Source organism: Brevibacillus formosus (genome assembly GCF_003013405.1).
GTDB lineage: Bacteria > Bacillota > Bacilli > Brevibacillales > Brevibacillaceae > Brevibacillus > Brevibacillus formosus.
Genome location: NZ_PXZL01000007.1, coordinates 250,307 through 273,765 on the forward strand (window position 1 = coordinate 250,307; position 23,459 = coordinate 273,765).

At 49.0% G+C, this 23,459-nt stretch carries 21 protein-coding genes, 1 pseudogene and 2 riboswitches; of the genes and pseudogenes, 4 read left to right on the forward strand and 18 right to left on the reverse strand.

The features are described 5' to 3' along the window. Window positions 1-76 precede the first annotated feature (76 nt). Window positions 77-694, reverse strand: a complete 618-nt coding sequence (locus C7R91_RS07915; RefSeq protein ID WP_047069911.1) for an SET domain-containing protein — start codon at window positions 692-694, stop codon at window positions 77-79. Window positions 695-940: 246 nt separating this feature from the next. After that, window positions 941-1,029, forward strand: a riboswitch (cyclic di-GMP riboswitch). Window positions 1,030-1,210: 181 nt separating this feature from the next. Here C7R91_RS07915 and ggt point away from each other — a divergent pair. Both ggt and C7R91_RS07925 read left to right on the forward strand, forming a co-directional pair. Further along, on the forward strand, window positions 1,211-2,929 hold the full coding sequence (gene ggt / locus C7R91_RS07920; RefSeq protein WP_047069913.1) for a gamma-glutamyltransferase: 1,719 nt from the start codon (window positions 1,211-1,213) through the stop codon (window positions 2,927-2,929). An 80-nt stretch (window positions 2,930-3,009) separates the two neighbouring features. Beyond that, on the forward strand, window positions 3,010-4,998 hold the full coding sequence (locus C7R91_RS07925) for a methyl-accepting chemotaxis protein (protein ID WP_047069915.1): 1,989 nt from the start codon (window positions 3,010-3,012) through the stop codon (window positions 4,996-4,998). Window positions 4,999-5,060: 62 nt separating this feature from the next. Here C7R91_RS07925 and C7R91_RS07930 read toward each other — a convergent pair whose 3' ends face one another. From C7R91_RS07930 to C7R91_RS08000, 14 genes and pseudogenes are all read right to left on the reverse strand, one after another. Beyond that, the gene (locus tag C7R91_RS07930) at window positions 5,061-5,780 is read right to left on the reverse strand and encodes a glycerophosphodiester phosphodiesterase (protein ID WP_047069917.1); all 720 of its coding nucleotides are present in this window, start codon (window positions 5,778-5,780) and stop codon (window positions 5,061-5,063) included. Window positions 5,781-5,810: 30 nt separating this feature from the next. Then, the gene (locus C7R91_RS07935; RefSeq protein WP_047069919.1) at window positions 5,811-7,139 is read right to left on the reverse strand and encodes an ABC transporter substrate-binding protein; all 1,329 of its coding nucleotides are present in this window, start codon (window positions 7,137-7,139) and stop codon (window positions 5,811-5,813) included. A 32-nt stretch (window positions 7,140-7,171) separates the two neighbouring features. Next, window positions 7,172-7,999 (reverse strand): carbohydrate ABC transporter permease, encoded by an 828-nt coding sequence (locus tag C7R91_RS07940; protein ID WP_007720517.1) that lies wholly within the window; start codon window positions 7,997-7,999, stop codon window positions 7,172-7,174. A 27-nt stretch (window positions 8,000-8,026) separates the two neighbouring features. Next, window positions 8,027-8,983: a carbohydrate ABC transporter permease gene (locus C7R91_RS07945; RefSeq protein WP_047069921.1), complete on the reverse strand. Its 957-nt coding sequence runs from the start codon at window positions 8,981-8,983 to the stop codon at window positions 8,027-8,029. Then, the gene (locus C7R91_RS07950) at window positions 8,983-10,050 is read right to left on the reverse strand and encodes an ABC transporter ATP-binding protein (RefSeq protein WP_047069922.1); all 1,068 of its coding nucleotides are present in this window, start codon (window positions 10,048-10,050) and stop codon (window positions 8,983-8,985) included. The genes C7R91_RS07945 and C7R91_RS07950 overlap by 1 nt, the downstream gene beginning before the upstream one ends. A gap of 6 nt (window positions 10,051-10,056) precedes the next feature. Then, on the reverse strand, window positions 10,057-10,719 hold the full coding sequence (locus tag C7R91_RS07955; RefSeq protein ID WP_047069923.1) for an HAD family hydrolase: 663 nt from the start codon (window positions 10,717-10,719) through the stop codon (window positions 10,057-10,059). Further along, the gene (locus tag C7R91_RS07960; protein WP_047069924.1) at window positions 10,697-11,296 is read right to left on the reverse strand and encodes a glycerol-3-phosphate responsive antiterminator; all 600 of its coding nucleotides are present in this window, start codon (window positions 11,294-11,296) and stop codon (window positions 10,697-10,699) included. Before C7R91_RS07960 ends, C7R91_RS07955 begins: the two co-directional genes overlap by 23 nt. A gap of 413 nt (window positions 11,297-11,709) precedes the next feature. Beyond that, complete coding sequence (locus C7R91_RS07970) at window positions 11,710-12,432, reverse strand: nucleoside phosphorylase (protein ID WP_083995073.1); 723 nt, start codon at window positions 12,430-12,432, stop codon at window positions 11,710-11,712. A gap of 4 nt (window positions 12,433-12,436) precedes the next feature. Next, window positions 12,437-13,099: pseudogene (locus C7R91_RS07975) on the reverse strand (sulfite oxidase-like oxidoreductase); the annotation flags it as partial. 37 nt (window positions 13,100-13,136) lie between these two features. Next, window positions 13,137-14,051 carry an ABC transporter permease gene (locus C7R91_RS07980; RefSeq protein WP_047069929.1) on the reverse strand — a complete coding sequence of 305 codons (915 nt, stop codon included), beginning with the start codon at window positions 14,049-14,051 and terminating at the stop codon, window positions 13,137-13,139. Beyond that, window positions 14,038-15,108, reverse strand: coding sequence for an ABC transporter permease (locus tag C7R91_RS07985; protein WP_017252474.1), 1,071 nt, complete (start codon window positions 15,106-15,108; stop codon window positions 14,038-14,040). Before C7R91_RS07985 ends, C7R91_RS07980 begins: the two co-directional genes overlap by 14 nt. Further along, window positions 15,083-16,612 (reverse strand): ABC transporter ATP-binding protein, encoded by a 1,530-nt coding sequence (locus C7R91_RS07990; protein WP_047069930.1) that lies wholly within the window; start codon window positions 16,610-16,612, stop codon window positions 15,083-15,085. The genes C7R91_RS07985 and C7R91_RS07990 overlap by 26 nt, the downstream gene beginning before the upstream one ends. Before the next feature lie 106 nt (window positions 16,613-16,718). Then, on the reverse strand, window positions 16,719-17,747 hold the full coding sequence (locus tag C7R91_RS07995; RefSeq protein ID WP_047069931.1) for a BMP family lipoprotein: 1,029 nt from the start codon (window positions 17,745-17,747) through the stop codon (window positions 16,719-16,721). A 194-nt stretch (window positions 17,748-17,941) separates the two neighbouring features. Continuing rightward, a riboswitch (SAM riboswitch) is annotated at window positions 17,942-18,064 on the reverse strand. A 271-nt stretch (window positions 18,065-18,335) separates the two neighbouring features. Then, the gene (locus C7R91_RS08000) at window positions 18,336-19,811 is read right to left on the reverse strand and encodes a methyl-accepting chemotaxis protein (protein ID WP_047069933.1); all 1,476 of its coding nucleotides are present in this window, start codon (window positions 19,809-19,811) and stop codon (window positions 18,336-18,338) included. A gap of 154 nt (window positions 19,812-19,965) precedes the next feature. Here C7R91_RS08000 and C7R91_RS08005 point away from each other — a divergent pair, with 154 nt between their 5' ends. Together C7R91_RS08005 and C7R91_RS08010 are read left to right on the forward strand one after the other, a co-directional pair. After that, window positions 19,966-20,583, forward strand: coding sequence for a DUF3298 and DUF4163 domain-containing protein (locus C7R91_RS08005; RefSeq protein WP_047069934.1), 618 nt, complete (start codon window positions 19,966-19,968; stop codon window positions 20,581-20,583). 206 nt (window positions 20,584-20,789) lie between these two features. Beyond that, window positions 20,790-21,203, forward strand: a complete 414-nt coding sequence (locus C7R91_RS08010) for a MarR family winged helix-turn-helix transcriptional regulator (RefSeq protein ID WP_047069936.1) — start codon at window positions 20,790-20,792, stop codon at window positions 21,201-21,203. Between the two features lie 50 nt (window positions 21,204-21,253). Here the strand turns inward: C7R91_RS08010 and C7R91_RS08015 are convergent, their stop codons facing one another. From C7R91_RS08015 to C7R91_RS08025, 3 genes are all read right to left on the reverse strand, one after another. Beyond that, complete coding sequence (locus C7R91_RS08015) at window positions 21,254-21,529, reverse strand: hypothetical protein (RefSeq protein WP_047069937.1); 276 nt, start codon at window positions 21,527-21,529, stop codon at window positions 21,254-21,256. Beyond that, window positions 21,504-21,836, reverse strand: coding sequence for a hypothetical protein (locus tag C7R91_RS08020; RefSeq protein ID WP_047069939.1), 333 nt, complete (start codon window positions 21,834-21,836; stop codon window positions 21,504-21,506). The genes C7R91_RS08015 and C7R91_RS08020 overlap by 26 nt, the downstream gene beginning before the upstream one ends. A gap of 183 nt (window positions 21,837-22,019) precedes the next feature. Beyond that, the gene (locus C7R91_RS08025) at window positions 22,020-23,453 is read right to left on the reverse strand and encodes an NAD(P)/FAD-dependent oxidoreductase (protein ID WP_047069940.1); all 1,434 of its coding nucleotides are present in this window, start codon (window positions 23,451-23,453) and stop codon (window positions 22,020-22,022) included. Window positions 23,454-23,459 lie beyond the last annotated feature (6 nt).

A 23,459-nucleotide genomic window follows, 5' to 3' on the forward strand; every position in this document is an offset into this window, starting at 1 on the left:
TTCACTTCACCTTTACATTCCATAATACTGATTCTCTACCCAGAGTTCAACAAAATCGGGTCGTTGACCGACCCGCTCACGTCTCCCATTGCTGCCTCGTTTGCCATTGTGACCTGCAATACAGGTGAATGACAGAATCAATGGCTAACCGCTGCTCCGTGATCCCACGAATCGTTTCGAGATGCTTCGGGGAAATCAGATGCAGCAAAGGCTGTTCAACATGATTGAAACGTTGGAATGCTTCCGCTGCAATCCGATCCCACCGCGGGTAATACCGAAGCAAGTCATCGGGCATTACGCGGGATCGGTCCGTGTCGGACTCGGGCAAACAATCGAAAGGTTCATCCAAATTTAACGTTCCATAATCATCTGTCAGCTCTTCTTCCGGAAAAATATCCCGTGCAGCCAATTCCATATCATACATGGTCGGCACACAATTCGCATGAAAGCTGTGGTTCACGTACCTTGCCTTATCCCAACAAAGAATGTACTTTCCGAACTGGTTCTTAAACGAATATTTTTGTACGTCCTGTTTTCGTAATGAGTCAAGTCTTTCCACAAACGCAGGGTCCAATACCTGGTCCAAATCATCCTGTGCCCATACAATCGTTCCTTTTGGGATAAACCTTGTCGCAAACACACCGTACCCGATCTCATCGTTGATATAGCGCAATTCTGTATCGGGATGCATCATGGTCTTTGTTTCACTCCTTGGCGAATGTGCCTTTTTATCATCATAAGCAGTTTTGCCCCAGGAGGTGTGTGAATGTCTGCGAAAAACAACCTTCCCCATGCTATTCCTGACTATTTTTCCGGATTAAAAATTTTTTCTTATTTACCACAAATGGTAAATAGTCTATATTATTGGCAAACGGACTTTTAGGAACATTTTCCCACAACGATAGAATCAGTATTGTGTCATTTTATGCTTCACCCATTGATATCGAAACGGCATACCCGGGGAAATCCGGCGACGCAAAGCTACAGGGGCTACCTCCGCAACAGCGGACACGCTTGCCAGCTACCGAAGTATTGATGTAGGACGAGACCAATGATCCTATATCATTGGTCTTTTTTTGCGCTCACAATGTCTATTTTTGTCTACTTTTGTATGTTTGTGTATTTTTAACTTTTAAAGGAGGTGAGGCAACAGCGGATAGCCGGTTTAATGAATCATTATATTATTCATCATGAAGGAGGTTTCATAGGAATGTCATTCTGGAAGAAACTCTCGACCGTCGCGCTGACTGCTGTCATCGGGGTATCAACATTCTCTGGAGCACAAGCTGCTAACCGTCCAACATCGATGTCACCGAACGCAATGGTGACGACTCCTCACTATCTGGCTACGGCTGCGGCCCTGAAGACTTTGGAAGACGGTGGAAGTGCAGTAGATGCTGCTATTACAGCCGCTTCCACCTTAGCTGTTGTCTATCCCCATTACACAACCATTGGCGGAGATAACTTCTGGCTCATCTACAATGCCAAAACAAAAGAGCTGAAAGCACTGAACGGCAGTGGTCGCGCAGGCGAAAAGGCAACCATCGACTATTACAAAGGCAAGGGCTACGAAAAAATCCCGTCCCGCGGTTATGAATCAGCAAACACTGTCCCTGGTGTGGTCTCCGGCTGGTGGGAGGCGTACAACTACGCACACAAAAAAATGGGCAACAGCAAGCTTCAATGGAGCAGACTGCTGGAGCCTGCCATTGGATACGCCGAGAACGGATATCCAGTCTCTCCCAACCAAGTATATTGGACGAAATACGCGACAGATCCAACTGACAATGACTTGAAGAATCTTCAACGTTTTGATGGATTCCGTAAAACATTCCTGAAGCCCAACGGCGATCCTTATGCAGCAGGGGAAATTCTCAAACAAAAGGACCTTGCCAATACTTTGCGAATCATTGCAAAAAAAGGCGCTGACGGTTTTTATAAAGGAGAAGTTGCTAAAAAAATCGTAGCAGACATGCAAGCCAACGGCGGATTGCTCACGTTGAAAGATTTTGAGAAGCACACCTCCACTTGGGCAGATCCAATTACGGTAGACTACCGAGGATACAAAGCGTATAACGTTCCACCGAACTCTCAAGGCATGGCATCACTCTCTATTCTTAATGTTTTGAATAACTTTGACCTCAAGAGCATGGGTGAAGGAACACCCGATTACTATCACACGATTGTAGAAGCAACCAAACAAGCTTTTGCTGACCGCGACAAATGGCTAACTGACCCTGCCTTTGTGGATATCCCTGTGGATGAGCTGTTGTCCAAGCAGCACGGGAAAGATTTAGCTGCGCGCATTGATATGAAGCAAGCCGCCAAATCTGTAGAACCACTTGATCCAAAAGGCGATACAACCTGGTTCGGGATCGTCGACAAAGATGGAAATGCCGTGTCCATCATTCAGAGTCACTATTTTGACTGGGGTTCCGGCATCGTAGCGAAAGATACGGGCGTCCTTTTGCAAAACCGCGGAAGCTATTTCTCTTTGGATCCCAAACACATCAATCATTTGGAACCAGGAAAACGCACCTTCCACACAATTAACCCGGCTATGCTCTTTAAAGGGGACAAGCCTTATCTTCTCTACGGAACACAAGGGGGAGAAGGACAGCCGCAAACGCAAGCCGCTCTCGTCACGCGTATCGTCGACTTTGGTTTCAGCGTGCAAGACGCAATCGAAGCGCCAAGATGGCTGCATGGACGCAACTGGGGATCTGCTTCCAACAATCTCAAGGTGGAAAGCCGCATCCCTCAAGAAGTCCTGGATGAGTTGATAAAACGTGGGCATCCGGTCGAAAAGCTGGAAGCAGCCTATACCGACGCGATGGGACAGTCCGGCGCAATCCTGATTGACCCGCAAACCAATGTAAAATTTGGCGGCGCTGACCCTCGCGGTGAAGGCGCAGCAATGGGATACTAATATTTTGTCAGACTGCTGAGTAAATCTCAGCAGTCTACCTGTTTCTATTTTGCAATCACGGATTAGGAGTGGAAAAACCTATGTTTTTGTTCAACAAGCTCAGGAACAAAATGATCCTTTGGTTTCTCGTCGTGGCTGTCATTCCACTTACTGCCGTTTCTTTGTTTATCACGAACAGCTTTTCATCCATTCTGATTGATAAACAAAAATCATCCTATGTTGACCTTACTTCCAGTACAGCCATAGCTATGGATCAATATCTGGACCGGCGAATGACAGAAATTCAGATTTTAGCCCGCACCTCGGATATTCAATCCGATGATGCAGCAGCAAAAAACGAATTCATCCGCAAGTTTACCGAGGAAATGAAACTGTATGACGGAAATACGTTTATCGCAAGCGATGGAAAAGTAACGGCTGATACGTTCCCCAAAAGCGTTGGAATCAATCTTGGCGAGCGCCAATTCTTCAAAGACGGTATGCAGGACAAGCCCAGCTTCTCCGATGTTCTTGTTGCGAAGACAACCGGCAATCGCTCTATCATCGTCGCTTCCCCTGTAAAAACGAAAAACAATGAGAAGCTCGGTGTCTTGACCGGGCTCGTCAATGTAGATGACTTCACAGCAACATTTCTCAAGGATTTGAAAGTAGGCAACGATGGTTATCCGATTCTCGTTGATAACAAGGATCAAATTCAGTACCATCCTACCCAGGATCTGATCGGAAAACCGCTTGAGGAATCCGCTCTGCCGCAACCATTGATGGAAATCCTGAAATCAGGAAAAACGGAAAAGGGCTCATACAGCTACTCGGACAATGGCAAGGAATACGTTGTCACCTATTCCCCCATTCCCAAGACCAACTTTGGTTTGTATCTGCATATCCCTGTCGAATCCATAACGTCTGCGGTTTCATCCGTTACCACCATGGTTAGGATCATTGTCATCGTTGTTGTTGCTGTCGTGACGGCAATCGCATACGCTGTTTCCCGACAAATCTCACGCCCTATTGCGGCAGTTGCCTCAGTGGCTAACCGCATTTCCGAGGGTGAACTGACTGTACAACCCTTGCAAATTCGAACCAAGGATGAGGTTGGACAGCTATCCCAATCAGTAAACACAATGGTGCTCAACCTGCGAACGATTATTCAACAAGTTAATGATACAGCTTCAGACCTCGCTTCTTCAGCAGAGGAATTGTCAGTCAACGCCGACCATACGAGCAAGGCTACCGAGCAAATCGCCATAACGATTCAGGAAGTAGCTTACGGTGCGGAAAAGCAAGTGAAGAGTGTAGAGGAAAGTGTCACCGCAATTCAAGGTGTATCGACAGGAGCTCAACAGGTTGCCACGAATGCACAGCAAGCTGCCGAATCAGCTTTGGGCGCTTCCCAAATTGCAGTGGAAGGCAATCAAGCCCTTCAGGTCGTTATCAGCCAGATGCAATCGATCGAGAACACTGTCGGCAACATTGCCGATATCGTCAAACGATTAGGAAACAGCTCGCAGGAAATCGGACAAATCGTACAAGTCATCACCGCCATTGCTGAACAAACAAATCTGTTAGCGCTTAACGCAGCGATTGAAGCGGCGAGAGCTGGTGAACAGGGGCGCGGATTCGCCGTTGTAGCAGACGAAGTGCGCAAATTGGCTGAGCAGTCCGCGCAATCCGCGCAACAGATCAAACTGTTGATTACGACGATTCAGCTCGAATCAAACCAGGCTGTCCTTTCGATGGAACAGGGCACCAAAGAGGTCGCCACTGGACTTACTGTCGTTAACAATGCAGGCAAGTCCTTCGAACAGATCCAAGATGCTGTCACGCAAGTAGCAAGCCAAATTCAAGAAGTAAAGGCTTATTCTGAGCAAATGTCTTTCGGCACCAAACAGGTAGTAGAATTGGTCAGTGTCATTGAAGAAGTAGCGGAGAATTCTGCTGACGGAACACAAAGCGTGTCGGCCGCCACAGAAGAACAGCTGGCAGCTATGGAAGAGGTCAGTTCATCAGCTACTTCTTTGGCAAGAATAGCCGAAGAACTGCAATCTCATGTAAGCAAATTCAAGATATAGTCCAAACAGCAAAAAAGGAAAGCCGCCTTGCATGTTGCCCGGCGGCTCTTTCCTGTTTGCGCTTATACAAACTCCCACATCCGGTCAGGATGGTTGGTGCAAATTTGAACCTGAGGATGCCACGAAATGACTTCGCGGATATGCTTCGGATCATCCAGCGTCCATGCAATGACTTTGAAGCCTTTTTCAATCGCGGCTACTGTTAGCTCACGATTCAGAAACGGATATCCCATGGAGAGGATCGTAGCACCCGCTGCCTCCATCTGTTCCAGCATGAGTACAGGGCGACCATATACAATCAGGCCTGTCTGCACTTCTTGATCGAGCGTGCGAACGTGACGGATCAAATCATGGTCAAATGAAGTCAGGTACACCTCTTGCTTCATTCCATGCTTTTCTACAAGCGCGAGCACCTTTTCTGCGATACCAGGATACATGTCACTTGTTGCTTTCAGTTCAATATTTAGCGTGCAGCGACCTTTTACTGCGATCAACACTTCCTCCAGTGTAGGGATGCGCTCGCCCGCAAACTTGTCGTCAAACCAGCTCCCTGCATCCAGCTCACGCAGCTCTGCCAAAGTATGGTCCATGACCAGACCGCGGCCATTGGTCGTGCGTTCCAGCGTAAAGTCATGAATCAGCACCGGAACACCGTCACGGGTCAGTTGAACATCAATTTCCATTGCTTTGATAGCTGGCTCTGCCAAAGCCAGTCGAATCGCTGTCATTGTATTCTCCGGGGCTTTGCCTGACCACCCGCGATGTGCCATACAAATGTTCATTTCGCCAGCTCCTCTATCATTTCGTTTCTATTATTTTTTCAAAAGCTTGCTGCCTTTTTCCGTTGCCGCCTGCATCGCTTCATCTACTGTCGCTTGGCCAAGCATCGCACGCTGCAGTTCTTTTTGAATCACATCCTGCAATTCCTTGTAGCCTGGAGCCATTGGACGAGGATAGCCGTATTGCAGCTGATCTACCGCAACCTTGAAGTTTGGTTCTTTTTCATAGAATGCCTTCATTTCAGCAGAATCGATAGCTTCTGTCGTGACAGGCATATAACCGGAAGCGATGGACCACGGAACCGTTTGCTCGGTATCGGTCATCCACTTCATGAATTCCCACGCCGCTTTTTTCTCTGCATCGGTCGACTTCGCCAGCATCACGAGATTCGCACCGCCCGTTGGCGTACCAAACGTTTTATTGGCTGGCAGGAAGGCAGCACCCATGTCAAATTTGGCATTTTTCTTCAATTCCGTCAAGGAGCCTGTCGAGGTGAAAATCATGCCCACTTTTTGATTCAGGAAGTCTTGCTCCGCTACATCCCACGCATTGTAGTTCTCTCCTGGAGGGTTTTTCATGATGCCTTCCTTCACCATTTTGGACCAGAGCTCAAGCGGTGCTTTTCCCGCTTCGTTGTTGATCGTCAGCTCCTTGCCGTCCTCGCTCAGGATGTTGCCCCCGCCTTGGAAAACGAGCGCTTCGTAGAACCAAATATCAACAGGCGTCGAGAAGCCGTACCGGGTAATTTTGTCTCCTTCTTTTTTGCTCAGCTTTTGCGAGAAGCTGACGAGCTCATCCCATGTTTTCGGACCGTTTGGATCAAGTCCTGCTTCTTTTAACATATCGCGGTTGATGTACAAGAGTGGAGTGGAACGGTTAAATGGCACGGCGTACAGTTTGTCATTCCAATAGGAATTTTTCATGAGACCTGGAATGTACTTCTTTTCATCCCCCTGCGAGTAGGGAGTCAAATCTTCCAAAACTTTTGCATCCGCAAATGCTGCGATTGAAGCGATCTCGACCATCGTGACATCTGGATTGTTGCCCGCTGCTACAGATGCCAGTACTTTGGAGTGGTTCTCTTGATACGCACCTTGGTAGGCTGGTTTGACGATAATATCTTTATGTGTTTCGTTGAATTTTTTGACCATATCCTCAATTGTTTTCCCACGAACGCCACCCAACGCATACCAGAAATCAATTTCGACAGGGCCGCTGGATGCTGTTGACGCTGCTGGCTGAGAAGTACTGCCTGTACTTGCAGACTGTTCTTTACCGGATGATCCGCATCCAGCCAAAACTCCTGACAAACCGATAGTCAATGCACATAGAATCGTTCCAGTCTTTTTCATGGAAAACATGGTTTGATTTCCTCCCTAAGAGCTATCTTTTATTATTTGGATTGATAGATGAACGCTTTGATAATATGCCGTTGTGCCACGAAGAAAATCACGAGAATCGGTAGAATGAGAATCATGTTGCCCGCCATCATGACGTTCCACAAGGTTCCGCCGTCGGACATGTGCAAGCTGGATATTCCGATTGGCAAGGTACGAACCTCGTCGCTGTTGGTCATAATCAGCGGCCAGAAATAGTCGTTCCAGTGGTAAATAAAGCTAAACAGGCCAAAAGTGACTAGCACTGGCTTTGCCATCGGCACCATGATCGTCCACATGATCTTCCATTCGGACGCGTTATCCAGACGTGCTGCCTCGATCACTTCATCAGGCACCTGCATGAATGCTTGTCTGAGCAGGAAGATTCCGAAAGCACTGGCTGCGTACGGCAGGATGAGCGACCACAGTGTGTTGACGAGTCCCCAACCGCTCAATTGCACGTAGATCGGCAAAAAGATGACTTGTCCAGGAATCATCAAGACAATCAAGACAAGACCAAACAACAGATTGCGACCGGGAAACTTGTAGCGCGCAAAAGCGTAAGCCGCAGGCACCGCCGTCAAAAATTGCAGGATCAAAATCCCTACCGCAACCAGAATGCTGTTCCACGTATACATCAGGAACGGACCTGATTCCCAGGCTTGGGCAAAGTTGCTCCACTCCCACGTCTCAGGCAAAAGCGTCGGGGGAAATTGCCGGACCTCTGGCATCGTTTTGAAAGCCGTCGATGCCATCCACAGAAACGGGAACACAAACAGGAAAGCCACGATCAAAAGTCCAATCCATTCCACGGTCTTGCGTGAAGCCAAAACCACTCGATACATGCTGCTCCTCCTTTCACGACGAGTTCATCAACGATAATGCACGCGCTTGGACATCACCAGGAAATGTACAGCTGTTAAAATCCCTACCAGTATCAGCAAAATGACAGAGGCAGCCGAAGCAATCCCGCCATTGTAGAAGTCCATGCCCTGCTCGTAAATGTAGTAGACAAGCATGTTCGTACTATTGATTGGACCACCCTGCGTCATAATGGCAATCGTGTCGAACGCTTGAAAGGATGAGATCGTATTGATAATCAGCAAAAAGAAAATCGTCGGCGACAGCATCGGTATCGTAATCCGTCTCAGAGTCCGCCACCACGGCGATTGATCGAGCGCTGCTGCCTCGTATATATCGCCCGGAATACTTTGCAATCCTGCGATGAAAATGAGCGTGTTATAGCCGACACCTTTCCAAATGCTGACGATAATCAGTGACAGCAAGGAGCTTTTCGGGTCAGTCAGCCACGTATACGCAGGCAGTCCGACCGCTTCCAGTCCTGCGTTCAACAGGCCAAACTGCGGGTCCATCAGCCACATCCACAGCATCGAGACAGATACCAGCGAAATGATGTGAGGACTGAAAACAGTCGCCTGAATAATGCCGTACACCTTTGCCTTTTTGTTCAGCCATAGGGCGAGCAGGAAAGATAGCGTCAATCCGATCCCCACTGTCGCAATGGTAAAGACCGCGGTATTTCCCAATACTTGATGAAAATCTCCGTCCTTCATCAAGTCCTGATAGTTTTGCAAGCCTACCCATTCCATTTGCTCCAAATTGATCAATGACCAGTCCTGAAAGCTCAAATAAATGATCGAGCCAATCGGGTAAAAGAAGAACAGGACGAAGCAAATCAATGCGGGTGCCAGATACAAGTACGGACGCAGCCGGGATGCGAGGTCAGACCATGCAAATGCCTGTGAACGCACTTCTGTTTTCGACTGGCTTACACCCGGCAACTCCTGTACAGTTGCCGCTTTTCGCATCAGCTATCCCCTCCTGCGCGTGTCGATACAGGCACTCGTCCACTCATGCGACCCACTCGTTTCCCGCTCCCTTTTTCGAACACATACATGTACTCCCACGGTACAGTGACCGTGACCGAGGAGCCGACCTGCATCGCTGCCTCCGAGTCCGCTTTGACGATGACCCTGCCTTTTTCCGTCTCCACATGAAGGAGCGTGTCTGACCCGAGAATTTCCCTGGATACGACCTGACCTCGTGCGCTCCACATCTCTTCGCTCGCGATGGCAGAGACCGCAGCAGGCAACAACACTGCTTTTTCCGGGCGGAATCCCCATACGTGCTCACTTTTGCCCTCCGCAGCAACAATGTTCATCGGCGGGGAACCGATAAATTGGGCAACAAACAGATTTTCCGGCTCCTGATACAAATCCATCGGGGTCGCTACTTGCATAATGTGTCCGTCATTCATGACGACGATCTGATCGCCCATGGTCATTGCCTCGACCTGATCATGTGTCACGTAGATGAAGGTGCTGCCGAGCTGTTTATGCAGGCTCGTCAATTCCACACGCATCTGATTTCGCAGCTTCGCATCGAGATTGGAGAGCGGTTCGTCCATCAGGAAGACCTTTGGCTTTTTCACCATGGCCCGCGCGAGTGCAACACGTTGCCTTTGACCACCGGAGAGCTGAGAAGGCTTGCGCTTGAGGTAATCGGATAGCCCGACGATTTCCGCGATCTCCTCTACCAGCACCTGACATTCCTTTTTCGACGTTCCGCGGTTTCTCAAGCCATAGGCGATATTGTCGTACACGTTCATTGTTGGGTAGAGGGCGTAATTTTGAAAAACCATCGCAATATCACGCTTGCCAGGTGGCAATTGGTTCACCGTTTGATCACCGATTATGATTTTGCCGTCCGTCACTGTTTCCAAGCCAGCGATCATCCTGAGTGTGGTTGATTTCCCACAGCCGGACGGACCTACCAGAACCGTAAAGGAGCCGTCTGGAATGACCAAATCCAATCCTTTGACCACGCTTTGATTCTGAAAGGCTTTCGTTACCTGCTCCAATACCACACGTGCCATCTGTTTTTATTTCCCTCCTTGTGCCTTTGCGGCCAGCATCTCCGTAACAAATGCTTCGAAATCGGCGTAGCGGTAATCCGGAGAAGCGTAGGGCCATTTCTCTTGTCCGTACCACTCCAGCACGACAGATTGCACACCCGCTCCTACCGCAGCCAGTACATCATAGCGACTGTCGCCGATCATCATGGCTTGCTCGGGAGTTTTGCCTAGCGCTCCCAGCGCTTTTTGTACAGGCTCAGCCGACGGCTTGCCCCGTGATACATCATCGACCGTGACGATTGCCTCAAACAGATGCTCAATCCCCGCCATCTCCAGACCAGCCAATGTAAACTCCCGTTGCTTGTTCGTGACAATCGCCATCGTAAAGCCCGCCGCCTTCAGCTTTTCCAACCCTTCGCGAACAAACGGAAACAGCTTGACGTGTTCTTCATGATGCTCCCGTACATACGCGAAGTATCTCGTCAGCACTTCCTTTTTGTCAGGGACACCTGCTGCTGTAGCAACTGCCGCTAAAAAGTCATCAAACGATTCTCCAAAACGCGCAAGAAGCTCTTCCCTGCTAAAGTGTCCCGGTGCGTACTGCTCAGCCGTAAAAGCAACGGCATCCACGACCGCATCCCGACTGTCCAGCAAGGTTCCGTCCAAATCAAATAACAACGCTTGAATCAAGGTTCTTACACTCCTTCCACAGCAGGGGACTTCCGACTGAAACAGCTGTCGCTCCATGCTTTAATACTTCCTCCATCTGTTCTTGCTTGCGAATCAGACCACCAGAAATGATCGGGGTATCGATCACATTACGAAATTCTTCGATAAACTCCGGCAGCAAGCCAGGCATCAGCTCAACAGCGTCAGGCTGTGTATCTTGCAGGGAAGTTAAGCCTGATTTAATCGAGTCGCTATCTACCAAAAACAAACGCTGAATCGTCAGCAGGCCTTGCTTTTTCGCCAGCTTGACCAGTGTGTTGCGCGTAGTGACGATCCCGTCTGGCTTGACGTAGTGTCCCAAAAATGCAATGCCTTCCCGGTCATGACTGATTCCGCCAATCCGCTCCAAATGAAGAAAAACAGGGATATTTTTCGACTTAAAATAATCCACGTAGCCTTTAATTACACCAATGTTGCCAATCGAGAGTACCGCAGCACTCAAATTTGCCTCTGCCGCTTTTTCCAGGTGCTTCGCTTCTTTTACGGAAGCGATTAGCTTGTACTGTGCCAGTCTTGCACGAAACTGTTCCCGGTTCATCGCTTACGCCTCCTTATGCCCAAGACAAAAAACCCTGCGACATGACAATGCCAAAGAACTCTCTATGAAAGTGCTTGGAAAGGCTGTCGGGGGTTTCTCCATGGCTCCAACCGAAGGGATGTGTTCACTTGTCACTTTGAATGGTACTGTACGAGCGTTAAGGAAGCTTAAAGGAAATGTTAATTATCGGAAAAGATGTGGTTTACAATTTGATCGGACTTTAGTGGAGGAGAGGAAAAAGGAGAAACCACTCAGGCTTCTTGTCACACCTGCTGGGGGTTTGACTGGCCTGGTTCCAAAGACCCTTCGTCGGTTTCTCCTTTTTCCTCTCTACAGCTACTGGTTCTTTATCAAGCTTATAAAAATAAAAACACCCAGAACCATTCAGTCCTGAGTGTATGCCATGATGATGTTTACGAAACCGCAATAACCGCATCCAATGCGATCAACGCTTCCACTTCAATAGCTTTTGCCATCACATCGGTGTGCGGGTTATACGATTCGAGCAGGTCTGCATCTGCATATCCGTCGATTGCTAAAATAGAGCCTGCCTTCATACCGCGGAGAGCCGCAATCACGAAGAGGGCGGTGTTTTCCATTTCGACTGCCAAAACGCCTGCTTTTTGGTACAGCTTATGCGGGAACTCCAACACCCCACTGTAAAAGACATCGAGTGTCAGCGTGATTCCTTCGAATACCTTCAAGTCTGATGCGTTTTCTCCCGCTGCTTGTACGAGCGCGTCCACGACATGGCGATTGGCAACAGCCGGGAAGCCCGCTGGAACCAACTGACTGGTCAAGCCGTCTTGGCGAACCGCTGCGGAGCTGATAACGAGGCTGCCTGTTTCTATTTCCTTTTGATATGATCCGGCAGTTCCTACACGAATGATGACCTGAACGCCGCCCTTCGCCAGCTCCTCGAAGCATACAGCTGCTCCCGGTGCGCCTACCCCATGGCTCACTATCGCTACCTCTACGCCTTTCCACGTACCCGCATAGCTGTGATACTCGCGGTTTTCCCCGATTTGACGCTGATCGTCGAGTTTCGATGCAATCAAGGCGGCGCGTTTTGGATCACCGCACACGATGACGCGCTTTGGGAGTTGTTCTGGATCTATCTTTAGATTTGTCAACATCACAATCGAACTCCTTTTTCTCCCATTCATCCTCTGGGATCGGCAACGCTTCACCGGAGAACCGCTCTTCGCGGAACGGGTCTGCGATCAAGTGAAAACCATTTTGCTCCCAGAAGCCGGGCTTGTTTTCCGTCATAAATTCAATTCCTCTGATCCACTTCACGCTTTTCCAGAAATACAGATGAGGAACAACCAGGCGAAGCGGCCAGCCGTGCTTGTCCGTCAGTCGCTCTCCATCAAAGGAGTGAGCCAGCAGCACATCATCACGCTCCAGATCAGCGAGCGGCACATTGGCGGTATAGTCATGATCACCGTGCAGCATGACGAAGTTCGCCCGCGGAGTCACGCCAATCGCCTGTAGAAAATCACGAAAACGCACGCCCGTAAACGCATTGTCAAAACGGGACCAGCGCGTCACGCAGTGAATGTCGCTCGTCACTGTCACCTGCGGCATCGCCATGATCTCTTCGTAGGAGAGCGTCACTTCCTGGTCTACCTCACCGAAAACGCGCAGTGTCCATTCGTTCATGTCATACACTGGCACGTCTCCCTCATGCAAAATGGGAAAACGCTCTGTCAGGATTTGTCCTGGCGGAAGTCGTTTGGCGAGTCCCGGTCCCACTGGGGCGGGAACTTTCATTCTTTTGATCCGATCTGCCTTGTTCATATCGCATTTCCCCCTGTCTACGCTGTATGGCCTGTGTTTAACGGGTGCTTTGCTGATTGTCGCTGCCGATCTGACTCTTATTCTTCAAGAAGAACATCGCCGCAATCGTCAGCACGTATGGCAGCATGGCCGTAAATTGAGTCGGAAGCGAAAAGCCCTGCAAACGAATGCTAAGCGCATCCATCAACCCGAACAAAAGGCTCGAAGCCAAAATACCGAGTGGATGCGACTGCCCCATCATCATCGCTACCAATGCGATAAAGCCTCGACCAGCCGTCATGCCTTCTGTAAACATCGTGACTTGCCCCAGGGAAAGCTGTGCCCCTGCAATCCCGCACAATGCACCACTCATCACAATCGCCAGTACCTGAAGCCCGGTCACCTTCAGACCGAGACTGCGCGCCGCAACGGGATTCAGACCAACTGCGAGGACGCGGAAGCCCGTAACCGTCCGATAAAAGAACACATACAACAAAATCGCAACCAAAAACGCAAAGTACACGAGCGGTGAATGACCAGAGATAATGCCTCCGATGACCGGAATATCGTGAATGAAAGGAATCTCGACGGTGGGCAAGCCAGCCATATCCTTATCGTAAAACGCCCCTTTGACACCGAAGATCGCACGCAGTGCAAATGTCGTCAACCCCAGCGCGAGAAAGTTAATCGCCACACCTATGACGATTTCATTCGCCCTAAGCCTGATCGTCATGTACGCGAATAACAGTGAAAAGACAATGCTGACCAGCGCCGCAATCAAAACGGCCAGAAAGAGATTCCCGGTAAAATGATTGCCGACAATCGCGGAAAAGGCACCGACCAGCACCAATCCCTCCAAGCCAACATTAAAAATTCCGACACGTGCGCAGAGCGCTCCACCCAAAGCTGCCAGCAAGATCGGCGTGACCATCCGAATGGTAGAACTGAGAAGGGACCAATCAAAGAGCTCCATGCGATTCCCCTCCTTTTGCCTTCCGCTTTTTCCACCAGTCGTAGCTGAACTTGGCGGAGATGAACAATATCAATACGGCTTGTATAACACTTGCTAGCTCCAGCGGCACATCCGTATTGCGCTCTACACCCATGGCACCTGTCTGAAAAGCAGCAAGCAGGATCGAAGTCACAATGATGCCAAGTGGGTGCGAGTTCGCAAGCAGAGCTGCCATCAGGCCCGTCCAGGCGAAGCCCGGTACAGTCAGCGCCCCGTCCACAAAACGATAGTGCGCCCCCATTACCTCGACGGTTCCCGCCAAGCCAGCCAGTCCACCACTGGCAAACATCCCGGTCAGCATCACCCGAATCCGATTAATTCCTCCGTATTGAGCAAACAGCGAGTTTTGGCCCAGCATCTTCACTTCATAGCCAAAAGGCGTAAAACGAAGTACCCAGAACAACAGCAGCGCTGCAACGATCGCAAACAAAAACCCTGCATGCACACTCATCCCGGCAAACAGCTTCGGAAGCCACGCACTTTTCTCCAGCATGACAGTCTGTGCCAGTGCCGCAGAACCCGAGCGATCCCGGAATGGCTCTGTCACGAGATAGCTCGCAAACAATACCGCGATGTAGTTGAAGAGCAGCGTAGAGATGAGCAACGGAATACGAAAGCGTGCTTCCATAAAGCCTGGCAACAACGCCCAGAACCCGCCAACCGCCATTCCTGCGAAAATACCCGCCACAATTTTGATCATTCCCGGTGCTGGCAAATAGATCGCGACTAACGCAGCACTGACGGCACCCAGCACCATTTGCCCTTCCGCCCCCAGGTTGAATACCCCTGCCCGAAATGCGAGGGAAAGCCCCAAGGCAATCAGCATGATAGGTGTGGCTCTCGCTAATGTAGATGTAAAGAAATAAAAACTGCCAAAGGCCCCTTTCCACATTTCCTGATAGGTGCCCAAAATCGATTCGCCAACTGCAGCAATGACCAGCGCCCCGGTCAACAAACCGATGACGACAGCCAAGAACGGCTGAACCAATGACTTAGATAGCTCTTTGATTGCTGCCATGAATGCTTCCTCCCGCCATGATCACGCTGATTTTTTCTTCGGTTGCCTCCAGGCGTGAAAGCTCTCCAGCGATTCGCCCTTTATACATGACCAAAATCCTGTCAGACAAGGCGAGAATTTCGGACAACTCGGACGAGACAAGCAAGATCCCGTCTCCCTGATTGCGCTTTTCGATCAGCGCCTGATGGATGTACTCCATGGCACCGATATCCACCCCTCGCGTAGGCTCAGCCGCAATCAAAAACGGGGTTTCCTGTCCCAGCTCCCTTGCTACGATCAGCTTTTGCAAATTTCCACCTGACAGATTCCCTGCCAGCTCCTGCAATTGTCGGGAGCCTGTCTTGATGGCAAACTGCTCCACCCAGCCTTTTACGACTTGGCGGAATTTCTCCCGTAAAACGACGCCGCGGCGGTTGTAAGCAGGCTTTCGCTGATAGCCCATCAACGCATTTTCCTCGACGCTTGAGAGTTTGGCCGCTCCCCACAGGTAGCGATCCTCCGGAATATGCGCCAAGCCGGCATCCCGAATGGTGGCTACTGATTTGTTCGTCACGTCATTCCCGCCCAAACGCACCGTACCCTCCTGTGCCGTTCGCAAACCGCTGATGGCTTGCAGCAGCTCAGATTGTCCATTCCCGGACACACCTGCGATTCCTACGATTTCCCCGTGGTGCACTGTAAAGCTGACTTGATCGAGCAGTGTCTGCTTTTCTCGAACCGTGAGATTCTCCACCTGCAACAAGGGGCCTTTATCCAGAGGAACTCGCTCAGCTAGCTCCTGCAATTCACGTCCAACCATCAGTCTGGCTAAATCGTCCGTATTGGTTTCTGTACGGGAAACCGTTCCCGTCACTTTGCCTCCGCGCAGTACCGTAATACGATCAGCTACCTCCATGACTTCCTGCAACTTATGTGTAATCAGAATGACGCTCTTGCCACTCTCTGCCAGGTTTCGAATCGTTTGCAGCAGGTCGCGTACCTCCAGCGGGGTAAGGACAGCGGTCGGCTCGTCCAACACGATAATATCCGCTCCCTGGTAAAGGACCTTCAGAATTTCGACCCGTTGCTGTTCCCCAATCGAGCAATTCGCTACCTTGGCCTGCGGATGAATCGGAATGCGATACTGCTCACTTAGCGCCCTCACCTTGTCCTCCGCGTCCTTTCTTTTGAAAAAACCCGCTTGCTTCGGCTCGTATCCGATCACTATATTTTCAGTCACACTGAATTCACCGAAGAGCATAAAATGCTGGTGAACCATCCCGATTCCATTTCGAATCGCATCCTCTGGTCCCCGAAAAACAACTGGCTTGCCATTTAACACGATCTCTCCCGACGTCGGCTGCTCCATCCCGTACAGCATCCGCATCAGTGTCGTTTTGCCCGCTCCATTTTCCCCGACAATCGCATGGACTTCTCCTGCTGCCAGTGAGAACGACACCTTGTCGTTGGCGGTAAAATCTCCGTACTTCTTGGTCATGCCCCTCATTTCCAAGCGATCGGTCATTCCCACTCCCTCATTTCTGTACGTCCTTTTATGAAAATGGAAGACCGACTACACAGCCGTAGTCGGTCACATCCATCACTGTGCACAAGCTTTTTGACGTGCGTGTTTAGAATTTATCTGGTACTTGGCGAGTTCCCGCTACAATCTCATCGCTGATCGCTTTCACTTTATCGACAACCTCTTGTCCAATAAAGGCGTTCAGTGGCGTTTTGCTTTCGTGCGTGACATAAGTTACGCCAACACCTTTTTCCTTCAAGCCGTACGCCACAACACCTGGTTTGAACGTTCCTTCTACAAAGGTCTTCACGGTTTCATAAGCTGCCGCATCAGTTCCTTTCAATTGGGACAAAACAATATGCTCTGGATCAATCGTCGTACGGTCAACATCCTGACCTGCTGTGAAGAAGCCTTTTTCCTTCGCCGCTTCGAAAACGCCGAGGTCGCCTACTGCTGCTGCACCGTTAATGAAGTCAGCGCCTTTGGAAGCTTGGAGCAAAGCCAACTCCTTCGCTTTTGCCGGGTCAGTGAAGCTTCCCACATAGTTGACCATCAGTTCTGCTTTTGGATTTGTCGCTTTCAAGCCCTCTTCGAAGCCAACTGTCCATTTTTTCAACTGCGGAATATCAAGAGCGACAACCATACCTACTTTGTTCGTTTTCGTTGCCAAACCTGCTGCAGCTCCCACTAGGTAAGCCGCTTCCTGCTCGCGGAAGGTAACACTGCGTACGTTTGGCAAATCCACTACGGTATCAATAATCGCAAAATTACGGTCAGGATTTTCGGTAGCTACTTTTTTCAATGCATCCTCTGAAGTAAAGGAAGAAGTGATGATCAAATCATAATTTTCTGCAACAGCCACACGCAGATTTTCCTCAATCGCTCCATGATCGGTAGATTCGATCGTTTTCACGTCTGCGCCCAGCTCTTGTGCAGCTTTCTTCGCACCCTCATCCATTTGTTGGAAGAACGGATTCACACCGATTTTCTCAGGCAAAATCAAGGCAATTCGTTTTTTTGCCGCGCCCTCTTGTCCTGCTGCTTGTCCTCCTGGCTGATCTGCAGGTGTGCTTGTGCCAGTCGAACACCCTGTTGCCAATACTGCGAATGTCGTTAATGCCAGCAATAACTTCTTCATGATGTATCTCTCCCTATCCGAACTTTTTCTTTATCCTATTAGGTAATGTACGGCTTTTTACCTATATTTTCAATACTATTTACGAATATTCTCTTATAAAATTATTTTATCGTTCGTCTATTACCTCCTCCCTTTTACAAATACAACAAAAAAACTCTCCCCGGAGGAAGAGTTTGCGTACGAAGCCGTTCTCTTCCTCATCTGTCAAAACCATGGTACAGGTTTTGCAGGAATTGGCACCTTTCTGTTCATGCATAGACATGATCAGTGGTTGCCGGGCATCATCGGGCCAGTCCCTCCGCCGCTCTTGATAAGGTAGGTGAATATATTTAGTTACAATGGAATTCATTCTAGCAGAACGGTTCAAAAATGCAATTCTTTTTTCTCAATTCCAAACACTTCTAAAAGTGAATAAAAGTTTAAAAAGTCGTCTTTTCAGCACCGTGAAATTGGCGAGAACCTGAAGAAGGAGGTGCGGAATGTAGGGGACCTACATGGGCACCGGACTTCGAAGGTGAACGTCAATTTCGATGCCGAATCAGCTTTCAGAACTACTTCGTGATCAAAAGACGACTTTTTAAACAACCTCTAATTTACGTGAAAGGTTTGCTGGAGGCGATGCGACAACGTATTCAGCTCGCCCAGCTCTTCCGTAATCTCACGCACTTTTTGATGCTGGTTTTCTGCTGTCGCAAAGAGCTCTTCTAGGTTGGCTACCGATTCCTCGGTTACCGCTGTAATCGTCGACATCTCAATGGCAACTTCGCCGGAACGCACTTTTACCCGGTCCATGCTGGAGCTTACTTGATCAGCTGCTTCCAGGAAGGCCATCATCCCGGCACGCACGGCTTCAATGGAGGCCACTGTTTTTACTGCCAGCTCTTGGCCTTTTGCAACAGACACTTCCCCATTGCTCATATGCTGCACCGCATTCTCACTTTCCTGGTGGAGTGACTTGAGAATGTCGGTAATTTCCTGCGTAGCTGTCGCGCTTTGTTCTGCCAGCTTGCGTACCTCATCCGCTACAACAGCAAATCCCCGTCCATGCTCGCCTGCACGAGCCGATTCAATCGCTGCATTCAGTGCCAAGAGATTTGTTTGTGTCGCGATCTGATTAATTGCGCCGACAATTTCCTCTACACGATTGGCCTGCCGATTAAGCTGGTGAATCGTAGAGGCTGCTACATTGACTGCCTGCACAATTTGCTCCATCTGCGAGGACAGCTCGTTCATCATCTGAACGCTCTCTGTCAGACGACGGTTGTTTTGTTGCGATTCTGTTTTCATTGCATTGGTCTGTGTAGTGACTGCCTCGATTTCCTGATCGATGGATTGAACCTCTTCTTCGATCTTTACCGTAGAATTCGCCTGCGATTCCATACCGACGGCGACTTCCTTGAAGGCTACCATCATTTCATCTGTATTGCGCTTCGTACCTTCCGCATGCTCATGTACATGATCGCTTGTACGATCCAATTGCTCCGTCATTTCCTGGATGTTCAAAAGCATTTCTCCCAGACGGCGCTCCTTCTCTTCTGCTTCCTGCCTTGCGTCGTGCGCTTTTTGCAGGGAGGCTTGTCCGGCGAGACACAGATACGTTACGGCTCCCATCATCATGAGAATCGCTACGATACGGACACCCAGATTGAGCTCCGAAAAATCACCATTGAAAATCTCATAGGTTCCCGTATAAAACCCGACAACGGTGACGATGATTTGGGCAATTCCCGCTGTTACGACCAGCTTCCAGTCCAAATAGGCTGCCAAAAAGCCCATGACGATGAAGGCGAGAAACGAAACCTCTTGATAAGTGGTAAAGTGATCGAATGAAATCGCATAAAACATGAGTCCGATTGCTACCAGATAACGAATCACAAGACTATCTTTGCGAATGAAATAATACGGCGAAACAATTAAAGTGACCAGCAATCCCAAGGACGTCACTTTCCAGAAATTCACATCCACTTGGTAGGCAATGAGTCCCGCCATCCACAAATGATTCCATAGGATAAAAATCATAAAGCCTTCTTTGTCAGTCAAGGTATTGCGAATCAATTGAATCATAATTGCCCCCCTTTTCCTTTTACTTATGTATCGGATTCTTTCCCCATTATATAGCCAAACCTTTGCCAAATTTGTGAAAAAAGTGAGAACAGCCAAAAACAATTTCGAATAGGCTATTACACAACCCACACGTACAGGAGGTAAACGGAGAAAAGTGGAACTTAATCAATTGCCAGCTACCGTGCTGACACGGACGATTAGCCGTCCGAACACCACGATTTACTATCCGCAATTGGCGGGATTAGCCAACCAGCAAGCGGAAAAAGATATCAACCGGGCGATTTATCAAACGGTTCAAGGCTTGATTCACGAGCAACAACGGGTCCAGGTACCGGGAAATACAGAAATGCAAGGAAGCTACGAGATCAAGACAAACGAACGCGGTATTTTCAGCGTCGTGTTGAGCAACTACGCCTACACACCGCAAATGGCTCACGGCATGACCTTTCTCGGGTCGATCACCGCTGATATCCAAACAGGCAAGCTGTATACGCTGCGTGAATTATTCAAGCCAGGAAGCGATTACGTCAGGGTGATTTCCGAAAACATCAAGCGTCAAATCAAAGAAAGAAGCATCCCCACACTCAATGGCTTTACTTCGATTAAGCCCGATCAAGATTATTACCTCGCCGACAAAGCACTGGTCATCTACTTCCAGTTGTACGAAATTACGCCTTACTACGTCGGTTTCCCCATGTTCCCCATTTCGGTCTATGAACTGGAGCCGCTTATCAATGAAAAAGGACCACTGAGCATCTTGTCCGCAGATTAATGCACTGTATCGCCATATTTTTCAGCCAGGTGAGTGTCTTCTTCCATGACACTCGCCTGATTCTATTTGTGTCAGAAAATCCATTATTTCGCCATCGAATAAACGTTTACTTATATGTCCGAAACTGCTAGTATGTTAGTGTACATATTTACTTAAGCAATAAAGTGTACGATATATCGGACCAGCTTTCCTGGAGGTATATACTCATGCAATATTATGGACATCGAATTAGCCAAACCGCAAGAATATTCAGTAAAACATTGAATGTGACTATGGCTCCCATGGGATTATACAGCTCGCAATGGGGTATTATCCTTTGCTTGCATTATCGTGAATCGCTCACCCAGGTTCAATTGAGTAACTACCTGAATGTTGAAGCGCCGACGATTACCCGGACACTCACCCGTTTGGAAGAGATGGGCTGGATTATTCGCTCAGAGGGTGATGACAAGCGTGAGCGCTATGTGTCCTTGTCTCCGCAAGCAATCGAACGGTTCCCGGAATGGCTGGAGGCTGCCAAAGAGCAAGAAGAGCTGGCACTCCGCGGCCTTGACGAAGCAGAACTCGCTATCTTTAACCGCGTATTGAAGAAAATGAACGATAATTTACAGCCTTCGTAACAAGTAAAAAATGACTTCGCCCAAAAGCAGTTTGGTGAAGTCATTTTTTGTTAGCCATTCTTTCTTGTGCTATGGATGATGGTGTTGAGCTCTTGTTCCAATTGAATCAGTTCAAGCTGTATCTGTTGCTTTTGCAATTGTTTTTTCTGTTGCACCACCTGTTTTTTCAAATCATTTGATTCTTTGTCATTTGCTTCGTTCGATGTAGAAGTATCCGGGTCCGGTTCCACCTGACCAGTCGAGCCAATGGCAGCAAGGAAGGCACCTAGAACTGCGATCCACCCGCCTACTGCTACCAGCTCATTCGCCAGATTTTTGTCGATCATCCTTCTTCCCTCCGTTTTTGGATGGCTTCTCCTGCAAGTTTTTCTTTATATCTTGAACACTGTCGCGTAGTTGGGCAATTTGCTCTTCAATTCGTTTGAATTGCTTATCTTCATCGTCGTCATTGCCATTCTTGTTCTTCCCATTGACTTGCTTGTTTAATTGAATGAGGGGCTGTATCAACTTTTCATTGTCGCAGGCAGGCTTTTGACTTAATCTGGTTGTTTTATCAATGGCGAGTATGACAAAACCAATGGAAATAATCCAAAGTGCAATTACAGCGGTATCGTCATCATCACAAAAAAACATAGATACCTCCATGCCAATAAAAAGTCATGGTTTGATTATTGGCCCTTCTATACAATACGCTTCTGCCTAATTCCTCGTGACATCGGGACCATCACTTTCCTGATGTTGTTTTGTCATGAAAAAAGGCTCCCCGCCAAGCACAAGCGTGCCCAGCAAGAAGCCTATTGGTTATGAACGTATTCCTTATTGCATGCGTTTCGCGATATTGCGAGCCATCCAGACCCCAGCAGCTCCAGCCTGAGCCAGACCACGTGTAATTCCGGCACCATCCCCGCCACAGAACAATCCCTTGATTTCTGTTTCGAATTCCTCAGTCAGTTTTGGACGAGCCGAGTAGAATTTCGCTTCCACTCCGTAGAATAAGGTATGCTCGGAAGCAATTCCCGGCGTTACCTTGTCCAGTGCTTCCACCATCTCGATCAAACTTTTCATCGTATTGTAAGGCAACACGAGTCCCAAATCACCCGGTACCGCTTCCTTCAGAGTAGGCTCCAGGAAGCCTTCCTTAATACGCGACTCTGTAGAACGGCGACCGCGCAAGATATCGCCGTACTTTTGCACGATGACCCCACCGTTAGACAGATCATTTGCCCGCTTGCAAATTTCTCTCGCGTACTCATTCGGCTTGTCAAACGGCTCTGTAAACGTATGAGATACCAGGAGCGCAAAGTTCGTATTCATCGAGCCCAGCGCTGGGTCTTTGTAAGAGTGCCCGTTTGCCGCCATCACTCCACTGTGGTTTTCCACGACTACGTGACCGGATGGATTGCTGCAAAACGTCCGTACACGCGTTCCGACAGATGTATTGAAAATGAATTTTCCCTCGTACAGGTGCTCATTGATTTCGCGCATGACGACATCGGACGTTTCCACACGCACGCCTACGTCGACTTGATTGTTGTACATTTTCAGGCGGCGCTTTTTCAGGATATCCGTCAACCATGCGGAGCCATCGCGTCCTGGTCCGATTACCACGTAATCAGCTTCATACTCTTGTCCGTTTTTCAAGATCACACCTTTTACCTGATGTCCGTCTGCTTCTTTCACCGTAACGATGTCCTCAACCTCTGTCTTGAACATCATGTCGATATGCTTCTTCAAATGCTCGAAGATCGACTGGAGAATCTCCAGGTTTTGCTCCGTTCCCAAGTGACGCACCTGCGCCCGCAACAGCTTGAGTCCAGCTGCATAGCCGCGCTGCTCGATGCTCTTGATCGTCTCTGTGGTCGGGTCCGTAATCGATTGAGTAGCCCCATGCTCCAAATTGATTTCATCTACGTATTTGATCAGCCCAAGTACAGTCGAAGGGCTGAGATAGTCTGTCATCCAACCGCCAAATTCGGTGGTGATGTTAAATTTGCCATCGCTATAGGCGCCTGCTCCACCAAAACCACTGGTAATCGAACAGGCCGGCAAACAGCCTGCGAATTCTTTTTTTCCTGCTGGCGGCGGGCAGAGCTTGATCTTTTCCTCCAAGATCGGACAGCGTCTGCTATAGATGTCATGCCCTTTATCAATCAACAGCACCTTGGCATTCGGTGCTTTTCGCATTATCTCGTAGCATGTAAAAATCCCTGCTGGTCCTGCTCCTACAACGATCACATCATACTTATTCATGTCGTT